Source organism: Syntrophotalea acetylenivorans (genome assembly GCF_001887775.1).
Classification (GTDB): domain Bacteria; phylum Desulfobacterota; class Desulfuromonadia; order Desulfuromonadales; family Syntrophotaleaceae; genus Syntrophotalea_A; species Syntrophotalea_A acetylenivorans.
This window is the reverse complement of the sequence record NZ_CP015519.1, coordinates 731847-751476: the sequence shown is the minus strand read 5'-3', so window position 1 is coordinate 751476 and position 19630 is coordinate 731847. Positions and strand designations below refer to the sequence as shown.

Here is a 19630-nt window from a genome sequence, read left to right as displayed (position 1 = left end):
CCTGTTTTGCAGCAGGTAACAATTCGTCCTCCGTATCTTTGTATTGCGGTGACCTTTCGCTTTGGTATGCTTTGCAAAAGTTCTCATGCAACCGGCCAAACCATCCTTTAGCGGGAGGTATATCATGACCCGAATCAATAATTATATCGGCGGTGAATGGGTTTTGCCGAGCAGCGGTGAATTTGCCCAAAGTGTAAATCCGGCGCGTATCTCAGATATTGTTACCCGTTATCCACTTTCCGCCAAAATTGATGTCGATAGGGCGGTCGCAGCTGCAAGGGAGGCTTATCCCGCATGGCGGGACTTTCCTGCTCCTAGAAGGGCTGAGATATTGTATAAAGCCGCTGAAATGTTACAGCGAGCCAAACCGGAATTAGGTAAAAGCGTGACCAGGGAGATGGGAAAGGTATCTTCTGAAGGTCTGGGTGATATTCAGGAAGCCATCGATATGGCCTATTATATGGCCGGTGAAGGTAGGAGGCTGGTCGGGGAGACTGTGCCTTGCGAGCTGCCCCATAAGGATGGCAAGTCGATACGGGTACCTCACGGGGTTTTTGCGCTGATCACCCCCTGGAACTTTCCTGTCGCCATCCCTGTCTGGAAGATCTTCGCTTCTTTGATTTGCGGCAATACGGCCGTATTCAAACCTTCTTCGGATAGTCCCTATTGCGCGGCTCTTCTGGTGGAGATTCTTGAAGAAGCCGGGCTGCCTCCAGGGGTGTTGAACCTGGTTATGGGGCAGGGTAAGAAAGTCGGGGAATATCTGGCGACTCATCCCGATGTAGATGGAATTTCTTTTACCGGTTCTTGTGCCGTAGGTGAAACACTGGCCCAGCATGCGGCGGTTTTGCACCGACCCATCGCGATGGAAATGGGTGGTAAAAATGCCATTCTCATTCTTAAGGATGCCGATCTGGATCTTGCCCTGCACGGGGTGTTGTGGGGGGCTTTCGGGACCACCGGCCAGCGTTGCACCGCAGCCAGCCGAATAATCCTGGAACAAACGATTTATGATCGGTTCTTGACCCGACTGATTGATGCGGCCAATGCTCTGCGCTTAGGAGACGGATTGTTGCCAGAGACCGACGTCGGGCCGCTGATCAATGCCCCAGCTTTGGATAAAGTTATGGAATATATCCGAATAGGCCAGGAAGAGGGGGCTGAATTGATGTGTGGCGGTGAGCGGGCAGACGGGGGAAGTCTGCAAGAAGGCTATTTTATGAAGCCGGCTGTCTTCGCTAATGCCCGGCCCGGAATGCGTATTGTTGAGGAAGAAATTTTCGGCCCGGTAGTGGCGGTCATGTCCTGTGCCGACTATGAAGAAGGGATCAGACTGGTCAACCAGAGCCGTTACGGTTTGTCTACGTCGATCTACACGAATAATGTCAATCATGCCGCCCGCGCCGAAGGTGACCTGGATAGTGGGCTGGTTTATATAAATGCCAGCACCATCGGCGCAGAAATCCAACTGCCTTTCGGCGGCTTTAAGCATTCCGGTTCGGGACACCCTGAGGCCGGCGGGAGGATGGGTGGGATTGACTTCTATTCCCGAATTAAGGTGATCTATCGAGATTTTAGTGGCCGCCTGCAAAAGGCCCAGATCTCTCAGGAGTCAACATAATGTTCCCAGTAGATGTCCACCAGCGCCGTAAAGTGGTTATTCTTGGAGCTGGTGGACGTGATTTCCATAATTTTAACGTTCTATATCGACATCGACCGGAGATCGAGGTTGTTGCCTTCACGGCCGCCCAAATTCCTTTCCAGCAGAATCGGTGCTATCCACCCGAATTATCAGGGCCAAACTATCCCCGGGGAATTCCCATCGTCGATGAAAAGGAATTGCCATCGCTTTTGGCAACTAAAGATGTAGAAGTGGTATTTTCCTACAGCGATATATCCCATCAGCAGTTGATGACCATCGCGTCTGACGTATTAGCCCTTGGCAGTCAGTTTATCTTGCCGTCTATTGAACAAACCATGTTGTCAGCTAGTGTGCCGGTCTTGTCTGTTTGCGCCGTACGTACCGGTTGCGGGAAAAGTCCGCTGGTACGTTTTTTATGCAAGCTTCTGATTGCTGAAGGCCAGCGGCCGGTTGTAGTACGGCATCCCATGGCGTATGGCGATTTAGAGGGCAGGGCGGTGCAGCGAATTTCTGCCGAAGTGGACCTTCAAGAATCACTTTGGACCCTTGAAGAGCGGGAAGAGTTCGAACCTCTATTGAATTTAGGGGTTAGCGTGTACTGTGGAGTCGATTATCAAGCTATTCTAGACGAAGCTGAAAAAGCCGGGGATCTAATCATCTGGGACGGTGGCAATAACGATACGCCATTTTTTCGTCCGGACCTTGAAGTGGTACTGCTCGACCCCTTACGGGCTGGGGATGAAATTGAGTATTATCCCGGCCAGGTGAATTTACGGCGGGCAAATGTGTTGGTAATGAATAAAGTTGATGAGGCAAGCCAGCAGCAGTTGGATAGAGTGCAGGACAATATTCAAGAGCTAAATCCGACAGCCGATGTCATTGAGGGACGTCTGGAGGTGCTATTGGATAACCCTCAAGCTCTACAAGGGAAGCGCGTTGTGGTGGTGGAAGATGGCCCCACCGTGACCCACGGCGGCATGGCTTATGGAGCTGGCATGGTTGCCGCGCAACGTTACGGTGCATCAGAGGTTGTTGACCCTCGCTCTGTCGCGCATGGAAGCTTGCGTGCCGTCTATGAAAGTTGGCCTCATCTGTCTCGCGTGTTGCCTGCCATGGGGTACACCGTGCAGCAATTGGAAGATTTGCGCTTGACCCTGGAAAAAGTGGACTGTGATTTAATCGTATCGGCAACTCCGGTGGACCTGAATCGTTTGCTTCAATTGAAAAAACCCATAGAGCAGGTACGTTACGAATTTATCGAACAAAATAAAAATGAAATGCACGAGCTAATTCTTGCCTGGTTGCATCAGCAAAGGTCATCCTAGTTGTATTTTAACCTCCTTTTTTGTTGATGGGTGGAGTGGCCCTTGGGGCTTCTATAATTTCCTCTTGACAGGTGTTGGCAAGAGGGTAGGATACAGCCTCTTGCTGTAATGTGTCGCAGGTGATTTTGTCGAGGCTTATTTCATGTTGAACCTTAATGCCGAATCTCATACCCAAACACTTGTCGAGATGGCACATCAATTGTGTATCGCTGCCCGTACAGCACCCAAGGCTAGAGGTCGTGATTTTTTGGTGACGGGTATTGTCAGTGGGGCAGATAAAACCCGCCTTGCCGACACAATGAGGGATATAGCCCGCCGTGACGGCGTAGCGTTCTTTGAGCGTGATGCCCAGAACATTGACGATTCACCTGTGGTTGTATTGATCGGCACCCGTAAGGAAGTTATGGGGTTGCCGCATTGTGGATACTGTGGGTTTGAAGATTGCCAGAAACTCAGTGAATCTGGTGGGGTTTGCGCCTTTAACAGCGGTGACCTCGGTATAGCGTTGGGGTCGGCAGTCAGTCGTGCTGCCGATCTGCGGTTGGACAATCGGATTATGTATTCTGTCGGCAAGGCGGCGGTAGAACTTAAGCTGTTAGGCCCCGATGTATCGATGGCTTACGGAATTCCCTTGTCGGCCCGTGGTAAAAATCTCTTTTTCGACCGTGGGTAGATGGTTCCCATGGAAGAATTGTTTGATATTGTAGACGACCAAGACCGGGTAATCGGTCAGGCACCCAGGTCTGCGTGTCACGGTAATCCTGCGTTGATTCACCGTGTTGCTCATGTTTTGGTATTTAACAGTGCGGGGCAGGTACTTTTACAAAAACGCTCCAGATTTAAGGATGTGCAGCCCGGCCGCTGGGATACCAGCGTTGGAGGTCACCTCGATCCGGGAGAAGATTATCTGGCAGGCGCCCTCCGGGAGATGGCTGAAGAACTGGGTATTATTAATCAGCCCCTTGAACTTTTATATTCTTACCCCCACCGCAACACCTTTGAATCGGAAAATGTTACTTCCTTTTGGCTCTGCTACGATGGTCCAGTCCACTTCGATCCCAAAGAGATAGAAGCGGTTGCTTTTTACTCACCGGAAAGAATTGCTCAAATGCTGGGCAGTGGTTTTTTGACTCCTAATTTCGAACATGAATGGAGCCTGTTTTTGGAGTGGGAGAGCAATCGAGGCGCCTTAACGTCCCCGTTTTCAAATACTTAAAGACCTTGTTTGGTTTTTTTATGTTTTTATCACCATCTTTTGTTTAGGATAATTCCTTTGAAACTGTATAATGCATAACGATTGAATGCCTAAAAAAACATCTCCGTGCAGCTTGGCGTGCCCAAAAAACAGGCAGTTTTGTCCGTTGGTTCAGGTTTTGTAGTTTGAATGCAAATAGCACTTTCTTGAAAAGTAATCGTTTTTCAGCATGTTAGCTTCTTATTTCAGGTTGGTTGGTTGTTTTGGCAAGGGAATTGCTCAGTCAGGTGTGGAAACTAGAAGAAGACTTGGTTGCGCTTGATTTGCGGCAAGTAGATTTACGGTAAAAGCATGGAATTGCATCGAGTCGAATATTCCTTCATTTACCTTAATTTTTATTCCGGAGGTAAAACAGATGAAAAAAGTTGAAGCGATCATCAAACCCTTTAAGCTCGACGAAGTTAAAGAAGCATTGAGCGAAAGTGGTATTCAAGGAATCACTGTCAGCGAAGTTAAGGGTTTCGGTCGCCAGAAGGGTCACACCGAACTCTACCGCGGCGCTGAATATGTGGTAGATTTCATTCCTAAGATCAAAATGGAGATTATCATTCAGGACGACATGGCCGCCAAGGTTGTAGAAGTTATTTCAGAGGCTGCCCGGACCGGTCGTATCGGTGATGGTAAAATTTTCGTTTCTAATATCGAAGAAGTCGTTCGTATTCGTACTGGCGAAACCGGTGTGGATGCTTTGTAATAACAAGCTATTGAAGCCGGGGGATATCCGCCGGGTGTGGTTCTGAAAACGCATTAAAAATCTAAAGGAGTAGCGCAATGACGCCAAAAGAGGTAATTCAGTTTGCCAAGGAAAATAATGTCCAGATGGTGGATTACAAGTTTCTGGATTTTGTCGGTATCTGGCAGCATTTCACCACCCCGGTGAGCGAGTTTGAAGAAGAGGTTTTTGAAGATGGCCTCGGATTTGACGGTTCTTCCATCCGCGGTTGGCAGCCGATCCACAACAGCGATATGGCGATCGTTCCTGATCCCAGCACCGCGATGATCGATCCTTTCGTAGAAATGACCACCCTGAGCCTGATCTGCAACATCTACGATCCGATCACCAAAGAAGGTTACAGCCGTGATCCCCGCTTCATCGCACAGAAAGCTGAAGCTTACCTCAAGTCTACCGGAATTGGCGATACCGCTTTCATCGGTCCCGAGCCTGAATTCTTCGTTTTTGAAGACGTGCGCTACGCTTCCAGCTGCAACCAGTCTTTCTACAGCGTCGACACTACCGAAGGCATCTGGAACACCGGTCGTGAAGAGTACCCCAACCTCGGTTACAAGCCCCGCCACAAGGAAGGTTACTTCCCCTGCGCCCCCACCGATTCCCTGGTTGACCTGCGTAACGAGATGGTTCAGGTCCTGCAGAGCGTTGGGATGCGCATTGAAGCTTCTCACCACGAAGTGGCCACCGGCGGTCAGTGCGAAATCGACATGCGTTTCGATTCTCTGGTCAGCATGGGCGACACTCTTCAGTGGTTCAAATACATCATCAAAAACGTTGCAGTACGCAATGGCAAGACCGTAACCTTCATGCCCAAGCCTCTCTTTGACGACAATGGCAGCGGCATGCACTGCCACGTTTCGATCTGGAAAGACGGCGAAAACACCTTCGCCGGCGACGGCTACGCCGGTCTGTCCAAGAACGCCCTGTACTTCATCGGCGGTATCATCAAGCACGCGAAGGCTCTGTGCGCCTTCACCAACCCCAGCACCAACTCCTACAAGCGTCTGGTGCCTGGCTTCGAAGCGCCGGTTAACCTGGCCTACTCCGGCCGTAACCGCTCTGCTGCTCTGCGTATCCCGACCACCTCGAATCCCAAGTCCAAGCGAGTCGAGTATCGTACTCCTGATCCGTCTTCCAATGGCTACCTGTGCTTCTCGGCCATTCTTATGGCTGGTCTCGACGGTATCGAGAACAAACTGGATCCGGGCGAGCCTCTGGATAAAGACCTTTACGCTCTGCCTCCTGAAGAGCTGGCTGACATTCCTTGCGTTGCCGGTACTTTGGCTGAAGCTCTCGAAGCTCTTAAGACCGATCATGACTTCCTGCTCAAGGGCGACGTATTCACCGAAGATGTTATTGAGAAGTGGATCGAGTACAAGACCGAAGCTGAAGTTAACCCGGTTCGCATGCGTCCGGTACCTGAAGAGTTCGCTCTTTACTACGACTGCTAATTTCGTCGTTGGTTGTTAAACAAAAAAACCCCGGTCCTAGGACCGGGGTTTTTTTGTTTTTAAAGTTCCTGAGAAGAATACGTCTCAGAATGATCAAGGTCAGCAGCTATGCTGTTCGACAAAATTGCGAACTGCGTCGGTTTCGGCGTCGATAATTTCACATCGACTAGGGCGTTTTTCAATACCGGCCAGGGAGTCAGGCATGGTCGGCGAGGTATTGATGGCTTCTTGGACAGCATCTCCAAATTTGGCCGGGTGAGCCGTCGCCAGGCAGATGAGAGGACACTCGCCGCCGGTTTGTTCTTTGCCGACCTTGACGCCGATAGCCGTATGCGGATCCAGGATATATCCGGTCTTTTGGTAAAAGTCCCGAATGGTGTCGATAGTTTCGCTGCGAGTGGCAGACCCGCTGAGGAAGTCCTGAGCTACGCGTTGTTGCAGGTTCGCATCGAAACTCAAGCCCCCCGTGCTGGAAAAGTCGGCCATGGCCTTGCGAACTTTGGCGGTGTCTTGATCCATCAGATAGTAAAGATAACGCTCGAAGTTGCTGGCTAACTGAATGTCCATGGACGGGGCAGGGGTTTCTACCACATCGGCAATGGAATAGTCGCCTTTTCCTACAAAGCGTGACAGGATGTCGTTTTCGTTGGTGGCTAGAATAAGACGGCGGATAGGCAGCCCCATACGTTTCGCGATAAATCCGGCAAAGATGTCGCCGAAATTACCGGTCGGTACTGAAAAATATGCTTCCTTGCAGCCGGTGTCCCGTTGTACTCGGCCAAAGGCATAGAAGTAATAAACAACCTGGGCCAAAACCCTTGCCCAGTTGATGGAGTTTACCGCCCCTAAAGAAAATTCGGATTTGAAATCGAGGTCTCCGAAAACTTCTTTGACAATACGCTGGCCGTCATCAAAAGTCCCGCGAATAGCCAGGTTAAAGACATTGGGGTCGGTAACCGTGGTCATCTGCAGTTCTTGTATGGGGGAGACTTTTTGATGGGGGTGAAGAATGAAAATATTGATGTTTTCTTTACCCCGCACCCCATAGATGGCGGCACTTCCGGTATCCCCGGAGGTGGCGCCAAGGATGTTCATCTTCTCGCCCCGTTCTTTCAGTAGATATTCGAACAGGTTGCCGAGGAATTGCAGGGCGACATCCTTAAAGGCCAGGGTAGGGCCGTGAAACAGTTCAAGGATGTAGATGCCGTCCTGGTGAACCACCGGGGTGACTTCCTTGTGGCTGAAGGTGCTGTAAGAACGGTCGACCAGGTCCTTAAGGTCATCGGCCGGAATGCCTTCGGCAAACAAGGATATGATTCGCAAAGCCAGTTCGGGATAGGTCATTTTACTCAGCGCTGCTATGTCCCCGGCGCTCAGGCTTGGAATGCTGGCGGGTAGCAGCAGGCCACCATCGTCCGCGAGGCCCATCATGACAGCCTCTTTAAACGAAATTTCCTGAATCTGTCCGCGAGTGCTGATATATTGCATTGGCAGTTGTTCTCCTCAACATCAATTGTAAATAGGTGATAATTGTTTTTGACTGCCCAGCATCATACCAGTTAAACTGCCGAAATGAAATAGTTGGCTCCTCCCGTGGGACCACTTTTCGTTTTCCCGGCCATTGTTCAACTGACTTGAGTGCCAAGCGTTATTATAAAAAATTCTGAGGTTTACTACGTGCAATACCTTTCTATCAAATGGCCCTGCCGTATCGGTGTCATTTCTGATACTCATATCGTCGATGCCTGGTTTGATAACAATTTGCTTGAATCCGTTCAAGAACAGCATTTTCAAGGAGTAGACCTAGTTTTGCATGCTGGAGATCTGGTCGATTCGCAGATTCTGACGCGATTTACCGCTTGTCCTGTTCTGGCGGTGTGCGGAAACATGGATCCGCCAACCGGTGATCTTCCCATGCGAGGGCTCATATCTGCGGGCCCCTTTCGTATTGGGCTCGCGCATGGTTGGGGATCTCCTAAAGGACTTGAACAGCGGTTATTGAAAGAGTTTACTGACGAAGATATCGATTGTTTGGTCTATGGCCACAGCCATATGCCGACTTGCCGATGGCAAGGAGAACAATTGCTTTTTAATCCAGGTAGTCCTACGGACCGCCGTAATGCGCCGTTTCATTCCGTAGGTATTTTAGAGGTTGGTGATACAATTCAGGGTCGTATTATTCCGCTGGATTGAAATAACTGCCGATTTTCCAGTTGCCAACAAAGGGCACTTGATAGTTTTTAAACCGGTTGGCGTATTAGAGAAATAGCCGATATTGTAACGGCTGAAGGCTTTCGGGCGACTATCGACTCTATTCCGAAGGAGGATTCATGGTAAAGCATTTGTGGGCACCATGGCGAATGAGTTATCTGCAATGCAAGGATGAACGGTGTGACGATTGCATTTTTTGTGTGGCAGACAAGAACGATGAAGACTATGAACGACTGGTCTTACATCGTGGGCGCCTGGCTTTTGTCATGATGAACAAGTTCCCTTATACCAATGGCCACCTTTTAATTGCCCCTTATCGTCATATTGCGGACATATCGGATATTGAGGATGAGGAAATGCTGGAAATGCACCAGCTTTTGAAGTTGTCTCGAAAGGTCCTGGAAAAATATTGCAAGCCCCAGGGGTTTAACATCGGGATGAATATCGGTCCCATTGCCGGGGCGGGAATTGCGGACCACCTTCATTTACACCTTGTCCCGCGTTGGGTCGGGGATACTAATTTTATGCCGGTTTTTGCCGAGGTACGTGTTATTCCGCAGCACCTGCAGGAAACCTATCGTCTTTTGTCCCAGTGTTTTGCCGACTTCCAGAAAGAAGGTTGCAATTAGTTTCCATATTCCAACCATAGAATTTTATTGGTCTTGTGATAATCTGAGTTCGCATAAGGTAAGAAAGGATAAATTGTTATGATGGAATATTTCATACAGGGTGGACCACTTATGTGGCCGATTCTGCTCTGTTCGGTTCTTGCGTTCGGTATTTTTCTCGAGCGCTTGTGGAGTTTTTTTCGGGTAAACCGCGGTTCCCGGGAGTTGGTTAAAGAGGTTGAAGATCTTGTCGCTAAGCAGCGCATCGATGAAGCAACCATTGTCTGCCAACGCTATGGAACGCCCCTTGCGCACATTCTTTTGGCGGCTCTCAGGGCCAAAGGCCGCAGTCGCGATCAAATCAAAACGGCTGTTGAAGAAGCCGGCAGCCGTGAATCAGCGCCCCTTGAAAGATACCTGGGACTGCTTGGAACCATCGCTACAATTTCTCCTTTGCTCGGTTTGCTGGGAACCGTTCTTGGCATGATAGAGGCGTTCACCGTGATTGCGACTCAAGGTATGGGAACTCCAGCGACCCTTGGTGGCGGAATCTCTGAAGCATTGATTACTACCGCGGCCGGATTGTCCGTCGCTATTCCGGTTTTGTTATTGCACAAATATCTCTCCAGCCGACTCGATAGTATCGTTCTGGAAATGGAAGCCAGTTCCTTGCGCCTGGTAGATCTTCTGGGAGACTAGCATGGCCTTTCTTCGTAAAAAACGGGAGAGCCCGCGTGTCGACCTTACACCGATGGTCGACGTGGTTTTTCTGCTGCTGATCTTTTTTATGATTTCTACTACTTTTGTTGAAACACCGGGTATCTCGGTTAAACTTCCCGAGTCGTCCAGTCAGCAACGATCACAGGACATCAAAGAGATCAAGGTCTACCTGTCCAAAGACGGGGACATTTTTCTCGGTAAGGAACCCGTGGACATGGCCGAGTTACGACGACGCTTGCGTACGCACGGTGAGCGGGTTGCGGAGATGACCTTTTTGTTGTTGGCTGATAAGGAGGCATTGCACGGCAAGGTAGTTGCGCTTATGGATCTGGCCAAAGAGACAGGGTTCGCCAAGTTAGCTATTGCTACGGAACAGCGGGAAAGACGGTGAACAGGGCGGTAGCCATCGGTATCGATCTCGGTGGAACCAATTGTCGTGGTGCTCTCGTGTCGCAGAGCGGCCAGGTCAGTGGATGGCGATCGATTGAAACCGAATTAACTGACAACTTAACGGTGTTTCTTAAAAGTCTCACGGTCTTTTGTCAGGATCTGCGAACCGCTGCTGCCGAAATGGGGTTGGACGTTGTGGGAATTGGCTGCGGCGCTGCAGGAGTCGTTGACCCTTCAGGGAAGATTCGCAGCGCGCCCAACCTTCAACTGTTGAACCGGTTTGATTTACAAGGCCATCTACAGCGAGAGCTTAATTCACCTGCTCTGGTGATTAACGACGCCAATGCTATTGCCTGGGGAGAAGCCCAATATGGTGGTGGTCAGCCTTTCGATTCCTTTTTGACGATTACCCTGGGAACCGGAGTCGGAGGTGGATTGATTCTGCATCGCCAGCTCTGGCAGGGGAAATACGGCGGAGCTGGAGAAATAGGCCATTTGGCTGTTGAGGCAGAAGGTCGACCGTGTGGTTGTGGTTCCCACGGCTGCCTTGAACAGTATGCCTCTGGCCAAGGGATCGTTAGAACTTTTCAGGAGTTGGGCGTTGGCAGGGGAGCAAATGACCTTGATTCTTTTGGTATCGCTGACCTGGCTCGCCAAGGCGACCCCCTCGCTCAAAAGGCCTTTGATTTAGCCGGTCGTTATCTCGGGCAGGGGATTGCCGGAGTTGTCAATTTATTGAATTTAGAAGGCGTGGTTTTTGCCGGAGGACTTAGCGGTTGCTTAGACTTGCTGCTGCCATCGTTGGAGCAGGAGTTAGCCCGGCGTGCTTTTGCAGTCAACCGACAACAACTGCACCTGGTTAAGTCATGCCTTGCCGATCGAGCCGGTATTCTTGGCGCTGCCAGTCTGTTATTTGATCGATTGGAACACCGTTGATTTCAGCTATGGGGCGATGGGTTGTTTTAACGAAAGGGACTCAGTAATGATCAAGTCGATAGCCATTCTTACCGGCGGGGGAGATTGTCCTGGTTTGAATGCCGTTATTCGAGGGGTGGTCAGAGCTGCTATTCTTAAGCGGGGTTGGCAGGTCGTCGGTATCCTGAACGGGTTTGACGGTCTGATTGACGGTCCCCAAACTGTTCCCCTTGATTTAGCCTCGGTACGGGGAATTCTGCAGCGCGGCGGCACCATTCTCGGCACCAGCAATCGCGGCAACCCCTTTCGCTATCCGGTTCAACAGAAGGGGACTACCGAATTGCTCGATGTTTCCCAACGGGTCGTCGACAACTTCAGGAAAACTGGTGCCGACGCTCTGGTTGTCGTTGGTGGTGACGGTACTCTCAAAATAGCCCGCCGACTCAATGACATGGGAGTTCCTGTTGTTGGTGTGCCTAAGACCATCGATAATGATTTGTGCGGCACCGACGTCACCTTTGGTTACAATACGGCGGTCGGAATAGTGACAGAAGCTCTGGATCGCCTGCATACCACTGCGGAAAGTCATCACCGGGCCATTGTCGTTGAGGTAATGGGAAGAGATGCAGGTTGGATTGCCCTGGAATCAGGGATCGCCGGTTCTGCGGATGTTATTCTGTTGCCCGAAATCCCTTTTCACATCGATCATGTTTGTGACCATATCGGTAAGCGCCGGGAAAATGGGCGCCGCTTTCATATCGTGGTGGTAGCCGAAGGCGCCGTTCCGATCGGAGGCCATAAGGTTGTGCAAATATCTGCTGACCAGAATTGTGGCATGGAACGTTTGGGCGGCATCGGTCAGCAGGTCGCTAATGCGATTCAAGCCAGGCAAGGGATCGAAACTCGGACGGTGGTTCTCGGTCACCTGCAGCGGGGCGGTACGCCTTCGTCCTTTGACCGCATCCTTGGCTCCCGGTTCGGCGTTAAAGCGGTAGAGCTCATCGAAAAGGGCTATTTTGGCATGATGGTGGCCCTGAGTGGGCGTGAGGTGGTTGTTGCCGAGATCGATATGGCTGTTGAATCGCTGAATCTGGTCAACCCGCAGGGGAGTCTGGTACATACCGCCGAGGCCCTGGGTATTATGGTCGGCCGTTGATCGGAGCTTGTTTGGGTATGTTTACAAATATGGGGTACGCGTCAGGCTAACCCTTTTTAAGGGTCAAAATCACCTTTCATTTTCTCAGAACCCTCTAGTCTAAACAGACCAGGGGGTTTTGTTGTATCTGGAGATATCTGCTGAAGGAACGCATTATGGCTCCCGCAAAGGTTGATAATTGTTTTGTTCCTGCAAAACGCTTTTTTTTCGCTATCCTATTTATGCGCTATTTAATATTTTGCAGAGGAGGTATTTGCCCATGGCTCATTATCGAGGAACGATTGGTATTCTCACTGGTGGCGGTGATGTCCCCGGATTAAATCCGGCCATTCGCGCCGTGACTTTCCGCGCTTTACGTGAAGGTTATCGGGTACTGGGTATTCGGCGCGGTTGGGCTGGGCTGGTCGATCTCGTGCCCGACCCGACCGTTGATTATAGCGACCATGTTCTGGTTTTGAACGAGGATATCGTCAACCGCGCCGGTCGGACCGGTGGTACCTTCATCCACACCTCGCGGACCCGGCCAAGTCATTTGCCCAAGGAGTCAGTCCCGGAACATCTGCGGACTCGCTATCAGGAGGAGACGAATGACGTGACTGATGCGGTGCTGGAAAATCTCGAATTTCTCGGCATCGACTATCTCATACCGATCGGCGGAGACGATACCCTGAGCTATGCTCAACGCCTGGCCGAAGAGGGAATCAAGGTCGTGGCTATTCCCAAAACAATGGATAACGATGTGCCTGGTACCGATTACTGCATCGGTTTTAGTACCTGCGTAACTCGCACCATCGAACTCACCCATACTTTGCGAACCACGGCCGGTTCCCACGAACGGCTGCTGGTCATCGAGGTGTTCGGTCGCTATGCCGGTTTTACCGCCATGCTGCCGACAATGGCCGGGGCGGCTAACCGCTGTGTCATTCCGGAAAAGCCCTTCAGTATGGAGCATTTGACCGAGTTGCTGGTAGCCGACCGTAACCGTCATCCGAGCAAATATGCGGTGGTCCTGGTTTCCGAAGGAGCCCAGATGCTCGAGGACAGCAGCATGTCATTTGAGGGGGTAGAAAAGGATCAGTATGGGCACCGTAAATTAGGAGGCATCGGCGACCGGGTGGCCGCCCAGCTCAAGCACCTCTCTTCCCGTTTTAACTGCGGTCAGCGCATTAATGTTGTGAACCAGCGACTCGGTTATCTGGTTCGCTGCGGTAACCCCGACGCCATCGACTCTATCGTTCCCATGGCTTACGGCAACCTTGCTTTGGATCTTATCCTCAGCGATCAGACCGGGCGACTGGTCAGTTTGCACAACGGCTGCTATGACAGCGTGCCTCTGGATGTCGTCACCAGCACCAAAAAAGTGGTCGATATCAACCGTCACTACCAACCGGAACGATTGCGCCCGAAATACGAAACCTTCAAGGAACAGCCACTATTCATTATGACAAGCGACCTGTGACTTAGCGAGGTGTCTACTCCATCATGGGGGCTGCCAGCATGATGGTAGAAGTCTTCGGTTACCGGATGGCATTGGCCCGGCCTTATCGGCGGCTTGATATTTTTTGGATACCGCTTTTAAAGAAAGCCCGACATCACTGCCGGGCTTTCTTTATTAAAGGCTTGAGGATCAAGATCCCTTTTCTAAAGGTGGAGAATCCTTGGGGCAGGGCTGACGTTCGTTACAATCGGACCGGATACAAGGCTCGATGTGAATGGTCACATCGCTGCCGCCGATTCTGGTACGAATCCGTTCCTCGAGATGATCCGCAATCTCGTGGGCTTCCTTAACGGTCAGGTGCTTGCAAACAGTCAGGTGAAAATCGATGATCTTTTGCGACCCGGCCCGTCGGGTGCGCAACCGATGATAGTCGATCAGGTGCGCTTGGTGGAGGTCGATAATGGCGGCGATTTCCTGGCGGATCGAATCGGGGAGTTGTTCGTCGAGAATGTCGCTCATGCCGTAACGCACCAGACGGTACGCCTCGAAAAGGATGTAGCATCCCACCAAAAGTGAAAGTACCGGGTCGAGCCATGGGGTATCCAGCCACATCACCAGGCCAAGTCCGCCCACCAAGGCAATGTTGGTATAGATGTCCATGGAGAAATGTAAGGCGTCTGCCTTCAGAGCGGAAGATTCGGTTGCCTTAGCGGTGGTTTTTAGGTAACTGGCGATTTTCCAGGAAACCACCGAACTGATCAGCAGAACCACCATTCCTTCTTCTAAGCGAGCCAGGTTGCTCCCATGAATTAGACGCTGAGTTGATTCGTAAAGGATCCATAGGCCCGAAAGGGCGATCATCATGGCTTGAAAGATGGTTGCCAGAGTTTCAAATTTGCCGTGGCCGAAGGGATGCTTGGGGTCAGGCGGTAATTCGGCCTGACGAATGGCGAAATAATTGGCGCTTGACATGAAGATGTCCAGCAGCGAATCAATGGCAGATGACAATACTGCAAGGGAACCGGTAGCCAGTGCGGCCAATAGCTTAAGGCCTGTCAGGATAATGGTCGTAGCCAAAGAAGTGCGTGCCGCCCGGATTTTTCGAGTGCTGTTGGTCATAGGTGCCATTTTTTTCCCAGAAGGGATAATGTGAAAAATGTCTTCATTACAGGAAATGATGCAGAACACTATAACAGATTCATCTAGTCAATATCCATGGCAACTCTACGAAAATTCAGAGATTCGCCTGATATGCTTGTGGCCGACTCTATTTACATCATCGAAGCCCTTTGTTAACATAACACTCCTATAAACGATAAGACCTGACATAACTCCAGCGGCGTTTCACAAGAGCCTGTTTTTATCTGATTTCTTACTTTTGATGCAGTGATATGAGTAAAATGACTCCCATGATGCGGCAATACTTGGAGATCAAATCCCAGTGTGCCGATTCTATCCTGTTTTTTCGTCTTGGCGACTTCTATGAAATGTTCATGGATGACGCCGTCATCGCTTCCCGCGTGCTTGATATTACCCTGACTTCTCGGAATAAAGGCTCTGACGACGAGATCCCTCTCTGCGGCATTCCTTTCCACAGCAGTCAACCCTATATCGCCAAATTGGTTGAAGCGGGCCACAAAGTGGCCATTTGTGAGCAGGTTGAAGATCCCAAGGCCACGAAAGGGATCGTCAAGCGAGAGGTGGTACGGGTTGTTACTCCGGGACTTGTCATCGACAGCGATACCCTTCAGCCCAAGCAAAACAATTATCTGCTGGCTCTTTGCGGCGATAGCGGAAAGAGTTGGGGGATCGCCCTGCTGGACATTACTACTGGCGAGTTTCGCGTCACCGAAGTAAATGATCTTGAGACGGTTCGCAGCGAAATCGCATCCGTCGATGCCCGAGAAATTCTGTGTGCCGATGAATCCGGCCGGCAATTATTGACTGATTTCGATTCCCTTTTGCAGGAACGTTCCCTTAACCGCTTGCCGGATTGGGCTTTTGAGGCTGATTACGGCAGGGAGCGTATTCAGCAGTTTTTCTCTTGCGATTCCCTGACTGCCTTCGGATGCGAGGATTTACTTCTGGCCCAAGGGGCCGCGGGCGCCATTCTTCATTATCTGCTGGAAACACAAAAGGGTGTCGTCGAGCGATATTCAATCGCTGGTGACTTATCACTGTCAGGATTTCATGGCGTTGGATAACAACACCCGACGTAATCTGGAATTGACAGCCACTCTCAATGATCAGCGTAAAAAGGGATCGTTGCTCGGTGTGCTTGATGGCACCGTGACCGCCATGGGGGGACGCAAGTTGCGTCATTGGATCAATCGCCCCCTCATCGACTTGCCGAGGATTCGTGCTCGCCACGAAGCGGTTGCAGAACTGGTTGATGAAAGCCTGATACGGGATGAACTTCGCGAAGCGCTGGACGGAGTCTATGATCTCGAAAGACTCAATTCCAAGATATCCATGGGCAACGCCAACGGTAAAGATTTGGTCGCGCTTAAAAAGACCCTGCAACAATTACCTGCAATCAGCGAGCAACTGGGGGAACTTTCCAGCGAGTTGATTTCAGAACTGACTGTAAACCTCGATCCTTTGCAGGACGTCTTAGAGCTTATCGACAAGGCTATCGTCGAAGACCCGCCCTTTGTATTGCGTGAAGGGGGATTGATTCGGGATGGTTTTGATGGCGATCTCGACGAATTACGCCATATCTGCCGTACCGGCAAGGGCTGGATAGCTCAGCTGGAACAGCAAGAGCGGGAACGCACCGGTATACCATCCCTTAAGGTACGCTTCAACAAGGTGTTCGGTTATTACATCGAAGTCACCCGAACCCATACCGCCAAGGTTCCCGAGGATTACCAGCGCAAACAGACCCTGGCCAATGCCGAACGTTACATTACGCCTCAGTTAAAAGAATACGAAGAAAAGGTTCTTGGTGCTGAAGAGAAGATGGTCGTGATTGAATTCGATCTTTTTCAGCAGGTGAGATGCCAGGTGGCAAGAGAAGGTAAACGTATTCAGAAGACTGCCGAGGCGGTGGCCAATCTCGATGTGTTGCAGTCACTGGCCGAGGTGGCCCATAGCCGAAATTATGTGCAACCGGAGATGGACGACAGCAGCCAATTGATTATCGAAGAGGGGCGCCATCCGGTTATCGAGGCCATGCATCTTGGTGAGAATTTTGTGCCGAACGATGTCAGCCTCGATTGCCAGGAAAACCAGATTCTGATTATCACTGGTCCCAACATGGCTGGTAAATCGACTTTTATGCGTCAGGTGGCTCTGATCACCTTGATGGCTCATATGGGCAGCTTGGTCCCGGCCAAGGCGGCTCGTATCGGCCTGGTCGACCGGATTTTTACCCGGGTCGGGGCCAGCGACAACCTGGCTCAAGGTCAATCGACCTTCATGGTCGAAATGACCGAAGCGGCCAATATCTTGCGCCACGCCAGTCCCCGCAGCCTGCTGGTGTTAGATGAAATCGGCCGAGGTACCTCGACCTTTGACGGCATCAGCATCGCCTGGGCCGTCGCTGAGTTTCTGCACGACAATCCACAGGTAGCTGCCAAGACCCTTTTCGCTACCCACTATCACGAGTTGACCGATCTTGCCATGACTTGTCCAAGGGTGAAAAACTTTAATATCGCGGTGAAGGAATGGAACGATCAAATTATTTTTTTGCGTCGCATCGTACCCGGGGGGGCCAGCCATTCTTACGGGATACAGGTAGCACGCCTGGCCGGTTTGCCGGAAACCGTTCTTGGTCGGGCCAGGGAGATTTTGCATAATCTTGAACGAGGTGAATTTGAAGAACAGGGGCAGCCGAGATTGGCCCGTAGTCAACAGCCCCGGGAATGTCCTGTCGAGCCGCAACTTCCTTTGTTTGGCGCTGCTGACGATCCTTTACGTACAAAGTTACAGGAGCTTGATATCGCTCATATGACACCTCTGGAGGGGCTTAATCTGCTCTATGAATTACAAAAGATGGTATAGCGCTATGCAATTCATTCGATTTATCTGTGCCGTATTTTTGCTGTTGGCCTTTTTGTTGCCGGTCCGACTTTGTCATGCCGGTCCCATCGATGCTTTCAACAAGGCACGCCAGCAGTACGATCTTCTGCTGGCTTCGCAAAATAAGCAGCTCTATAGGGACAACTGGGAAAGAGTTATCAATCGCTTTGAGGACTTTTCCGAACGCTACAGCACTCACTCAAAGGCGCCCGCTGCCGTTTATCTGGCTGGAAAAGCCAGTCAACGGCTTTACGGTATTTCTCAAAAAAGATCCGACATTGTTTCGTCAATTGCTTTTTATAGACGTCTTGCGAGCAAGTATCCAAGCAGTAATCTGGCCGACGACGGTTTGGTGCTGGCAGCAGGGGCTGTTGAAAAACATCAGAAGCAGCACGCAAAGGCTTACCTGCTCTACCAGGAGGCAGTTGAGCGCTACCCTGAAGGGGATATGATCCGTCTGGCGGAACAGGGGGTCCGCCGTTTGGCTTCGTATGCCCCTGCTAAGAAGGTGCTCTCAGCGTCCTCTCCTGTTGAAAAACCATCCAGCGCAGTATCGGGGAAACGGCTGTTAAACGCCATTCGTCATTGGGCCAGCCCTGAATACACGCGGATCGTGTTGGAACTCAACGGTTCGGTGGTTTTTCGTACCGGTTCTTTGCCGGGAGATGCTGCCAAAGGAACCGCGCCGCGAATCTATATTGATCTGCAGGGAGCCGGGATTGCATCAGGCATTAATCAGAGGACGGTGGTCAAAGAAGGGATGCTCCGTCAGGTCCGCGTTGGAACGCAAAAGAACAACAGTACCCGGGTAGTTCTTGATCTCGCTATGGCAGCCGAGTACAAGGCCTTTGCCCTGAAGGGACCCGATCGCATCGTAATCGATATGGGCACCACTAAGCAGGCAGTGCTTGCGGCCAACCCAACGGAAATACGATCACCGCCCGCCGCAGGAGACCCTATTGCCAAGGTTCTGGATCAAACCCCTGAAGACCGGCAACCTCAGGTACGTTTGCCTGAAGGGGGAAGCAATCGGTTGCGACGGATTGTAGTCGATGCCGGTCATGGCGGCAAGGATCCCGGTGCGATAGGTTCCGGGGGCACGAAAGAAAAGGACGTGACCCTGGCTATGGCCCTTAAGCTGGCAAAGCGCTTGAAACAAGAGTTCGGTTGTCAGGTTGTCCTGACCCGTGACAAGGATGTCTATCTGGCGTTGGAAGAGCGAACCGCCCTGGCTAATCGGGTTGGTGCCGATCTGTTTATTTCAATCCATGCCAACGCCAGCAGGAACCGGTCTGTTCGTGGTGTTGAAACCTACTATTTGAATTTCTCGAAAAACGATAAGGCCGCAGCGGTTGCCGCCCGGGAAAATGGTACGTCGTTGAAACAGGTCGGGGATTTGGAGATGATTCTGTTTGATTTGATGGCCAACTCGAAGATCAATGAATCGAGTAGATTGGCTGCGGAGATCCAGAGTAGTCTGGTCAATTCCCTTGGACGCCATTATTCACAAATCAAGGACCATGGGGTTCGTCAAGGACCTTTCTACGTGTTACTGGGGGCCACCATGCCTTCGGTTCTGGTTGAAACGGCCTTTATCAGCAATAAAACAGAAGAAAGTCGATTGAAAAGCAGCAAGTTCCAGGGGAGGGCCGCTGACGCTATTGTCGCCGGGGTCAAGAAATTCGCCAAAGCCAGCCGCATGGTCGCTACCAAATAGGATGACGTCTAAGAATGTAAGACCCCCGAATTCACGACATTTTTTCAGG

General features: G+C 51.0%; 16 protein-coding genes and 1 pseudogene. 15 read left to right on the top strand and 2 right to left on the bottom strand.

All coding sequences use genetic code 11. The annotated features are described in order from the left end of the window. Positions 1–124 precede the first annotated feature (124 nt). The 6 genes from A7E78_RS03460 (at position 125) to glnA (ending at position 6403) form a co-directional block, all read left to right on the top strand. A complete protein-coding gene (locus A7E78_RS03460; RefSeq protein WP_072282926.1) occupies positions 125–1621 on the top strand; it encodes an aldehyde dehydrogenase family protein in 1497 nt (498 codons plus the stop codon). Then, on the top strand, positions 1621–2967 hold the full coding sequence (locus A7E78_RS03455) for a GTPase (protein WP_072282925.1): 1347 nt from the start codon (positions 1621–1623) through the stop codon (positions 2965–2967). Before A7E78_RS03460 ends, A7E78_RS03455 begins: the two co-directional genes overlap by 1 nt. Positions 2968–3109: 142 nt before the next feature. Beyond that, positions 3110–3640, top strand: a complete 531-nt coding sequence (locus A7E78_RS03450) for a ferredoxin domain-containing protein (RefSeq protein ID WP_072282924.1) — start codon at positions 3110–3112, stop codon at positions 3638–3640. Between the two features lie 9 nt (positions 3641–3649). Continuing rightward, the gene (locus A7E78_RS03445) at positions 3650–4183 is read left to right on the top strand and encodes an NUDIX hydrolase (protein WP_072282923.1); all 534 of its coding nucleotides are present in this window, start codon (positions 3650–3652) and stop codon (positions 4181–4183) included. Positions 4184–4577: 394 nt separating this feature from the next. Further along, positions 4578–4916 (top strand): P-II family nitrogen regulator, encoded by a 339-nt coding sequence (locus A7E78_RS03440; RefSeq protein ID WP_072282922.1) that lies wholly within the window; start codon positions 4578–4580, stop codon positions 4914–4916. Between the two features lie 77 nt (positions 4917–4993). Then, positions 4994–6403: a type I glutamate--ammonia ligase gene (gene glnA, locus A7E78_RS03435; protein ID WP_072282921.1), complete on the top strand. Its 1410-nt coding sequence runs from the start codon at positions 4994–4996 to the stop codon at positions 6401–6403. Positions 6404–6502: 99 nt separating this feature from the next. Here glnA and thrC read toward each other — a convergent pair whose 3' ends face one another. After that, positions 6503–7891 carry a threonine synthase gene (gene thrC, locus A7E78_RS03430; RefSeq protein WP_072282920.1) on the bottom strand — a complete coding sequence of 463 codons (1389 nt, stop codon included), beginning with the start codon at positions 7889–7891 and terminating at the stop codon, positions 6503–6505. 189 nt (positions 7892–8080) lie between these two features. Here thrC and A7E78_RS03425 point away from each other — a divergent pair, with 189 nt between their 5' ends. The 7 genes from A7E78_RS03425 (at position 8081) to A7E78_RS03395 (ending at position 13862) form a co-directional block, all read left to right on the top strand. After that, positions 8081–8596: a metallophosphoesterase family protein gene (locus A7E78_RS03425; RefSeq protein ID WP_158516061.1), complete on the top strand. Its 516-nt coding sequence runs from the start codon at positions 8081–8083 to the stop codon at positions 8594–8596. A 137-nt stretch (positions 8597–8733) separates the two neighbouring features. After that, the gene (locus tag A7E78_RS03420; protein WP_072282919.1) at positions 8734–9243 is read left to right on the top strand and encodes an HIT family protein; all 510 of its coding nucleotides are present in this window, start codon (positions 8734–8736) and stop codon (positions 9241–9243) included. A 78-nt stretch (positions 9244–9321) separates the two neighbouring features. Then, positions 9322–9921, top strand: coding sequence for a MotA/TolQ/ExbB proton channel family protein (locus tag A7E78_RS03415; protein WP_072282918.1), 600 nt, complete (start codon positions 9322–9324; stop codon positions 9919–9921). Position 9922: 1 nt separating this feature from the next. After that, complete coding sequence (locus A7E78_RS03410) at positions 9923–10333, top strand: ExbD/TolR family protein (protein WP_072282917.1); 411 nt, start codon at positions 9923–9925, stop codon at positions 10331–10333. Then, on the top strand, positions 10330–11268 hold the full coding sequence (locus A7E78_RS03405; RefSeq protein ID WP_072282916.1) for an ROK family protein: 939 nt from the start codon (positions 10330–10332) through the stop codon (positions 11266–11268). The genes A7E78_RS03410 and A7E78_RS03405 overlap by 4 nt, the downstream gene beginning before the upstream one ends. Positions 11269–11314: 46 nt before the next feature. Further along, complete coding sequence (locus A7E78_RS03400; RefSeq protein WP_072282915.1) at positions 11315–12403, top strand: 6-phosphofructokinase; 1089 nt, start codon at positions 11315–11317, stop codon at positions 12401–12403. A 259-nt stretch (positions 12404–12662) separates the two neighbouring features. Continuing rightward, positions 12663–13862 carry a 6-phosphofructokinase gene (locus A7E78_RS03395; protein ID WP_072282914.1) on the top strand — a complete coding sequence of 400 codons (1200 nt, stop codon included), beginning with the start codon at positions 12663–12665 and terminating at the stop codon, positions 13860–13862. 168 nt (positions 13863–14030) lie between these two features. Here the strand turns inward: A7E78_RS03395 and A7E78_RS03390 are convergent, their stop codons facing one another. Then, positions 14031–14960 carry a cation diffusion facilitator family transporter gene (locus A7E78_RS03390; RefSeq protein ID WP_072282913.1) on the bottom strand — a complete coding sequence of 310 codons (930 nt, stop codon included), beginning with the start codon at positions 14958–14960 and terminating at the stop codon, positions 14031–14033. A gap of 272 nt (positions 14961–15232) precedes the next feature. Between A7E78_RS03390 and mutS the strand changes: the two are divergent. Both mutS and A7E78_RS03380 read left to right on the top strand, forming a co-directional pair. Next, positions 15233–17846, top strand: a pseudogene (mutS, locus tag A7E78_RS03385) (DNA mismatch repair protein MutS). 4 nt (positions 17847–17850) lie between these two features. Continuing rightward, positions 17851–19581, top strand: coding sequence for an N-acetylmuramoyl-L-alanine amidase (locus A7E78_RS03380; protein ID WP_158516060.1), 1731 nt, complete (start codon positions 17851–17853; stop codon positions 19579–19581). The last annotated feature ends 49 nt before the right edge of the window (positions 19582–19630 follow it).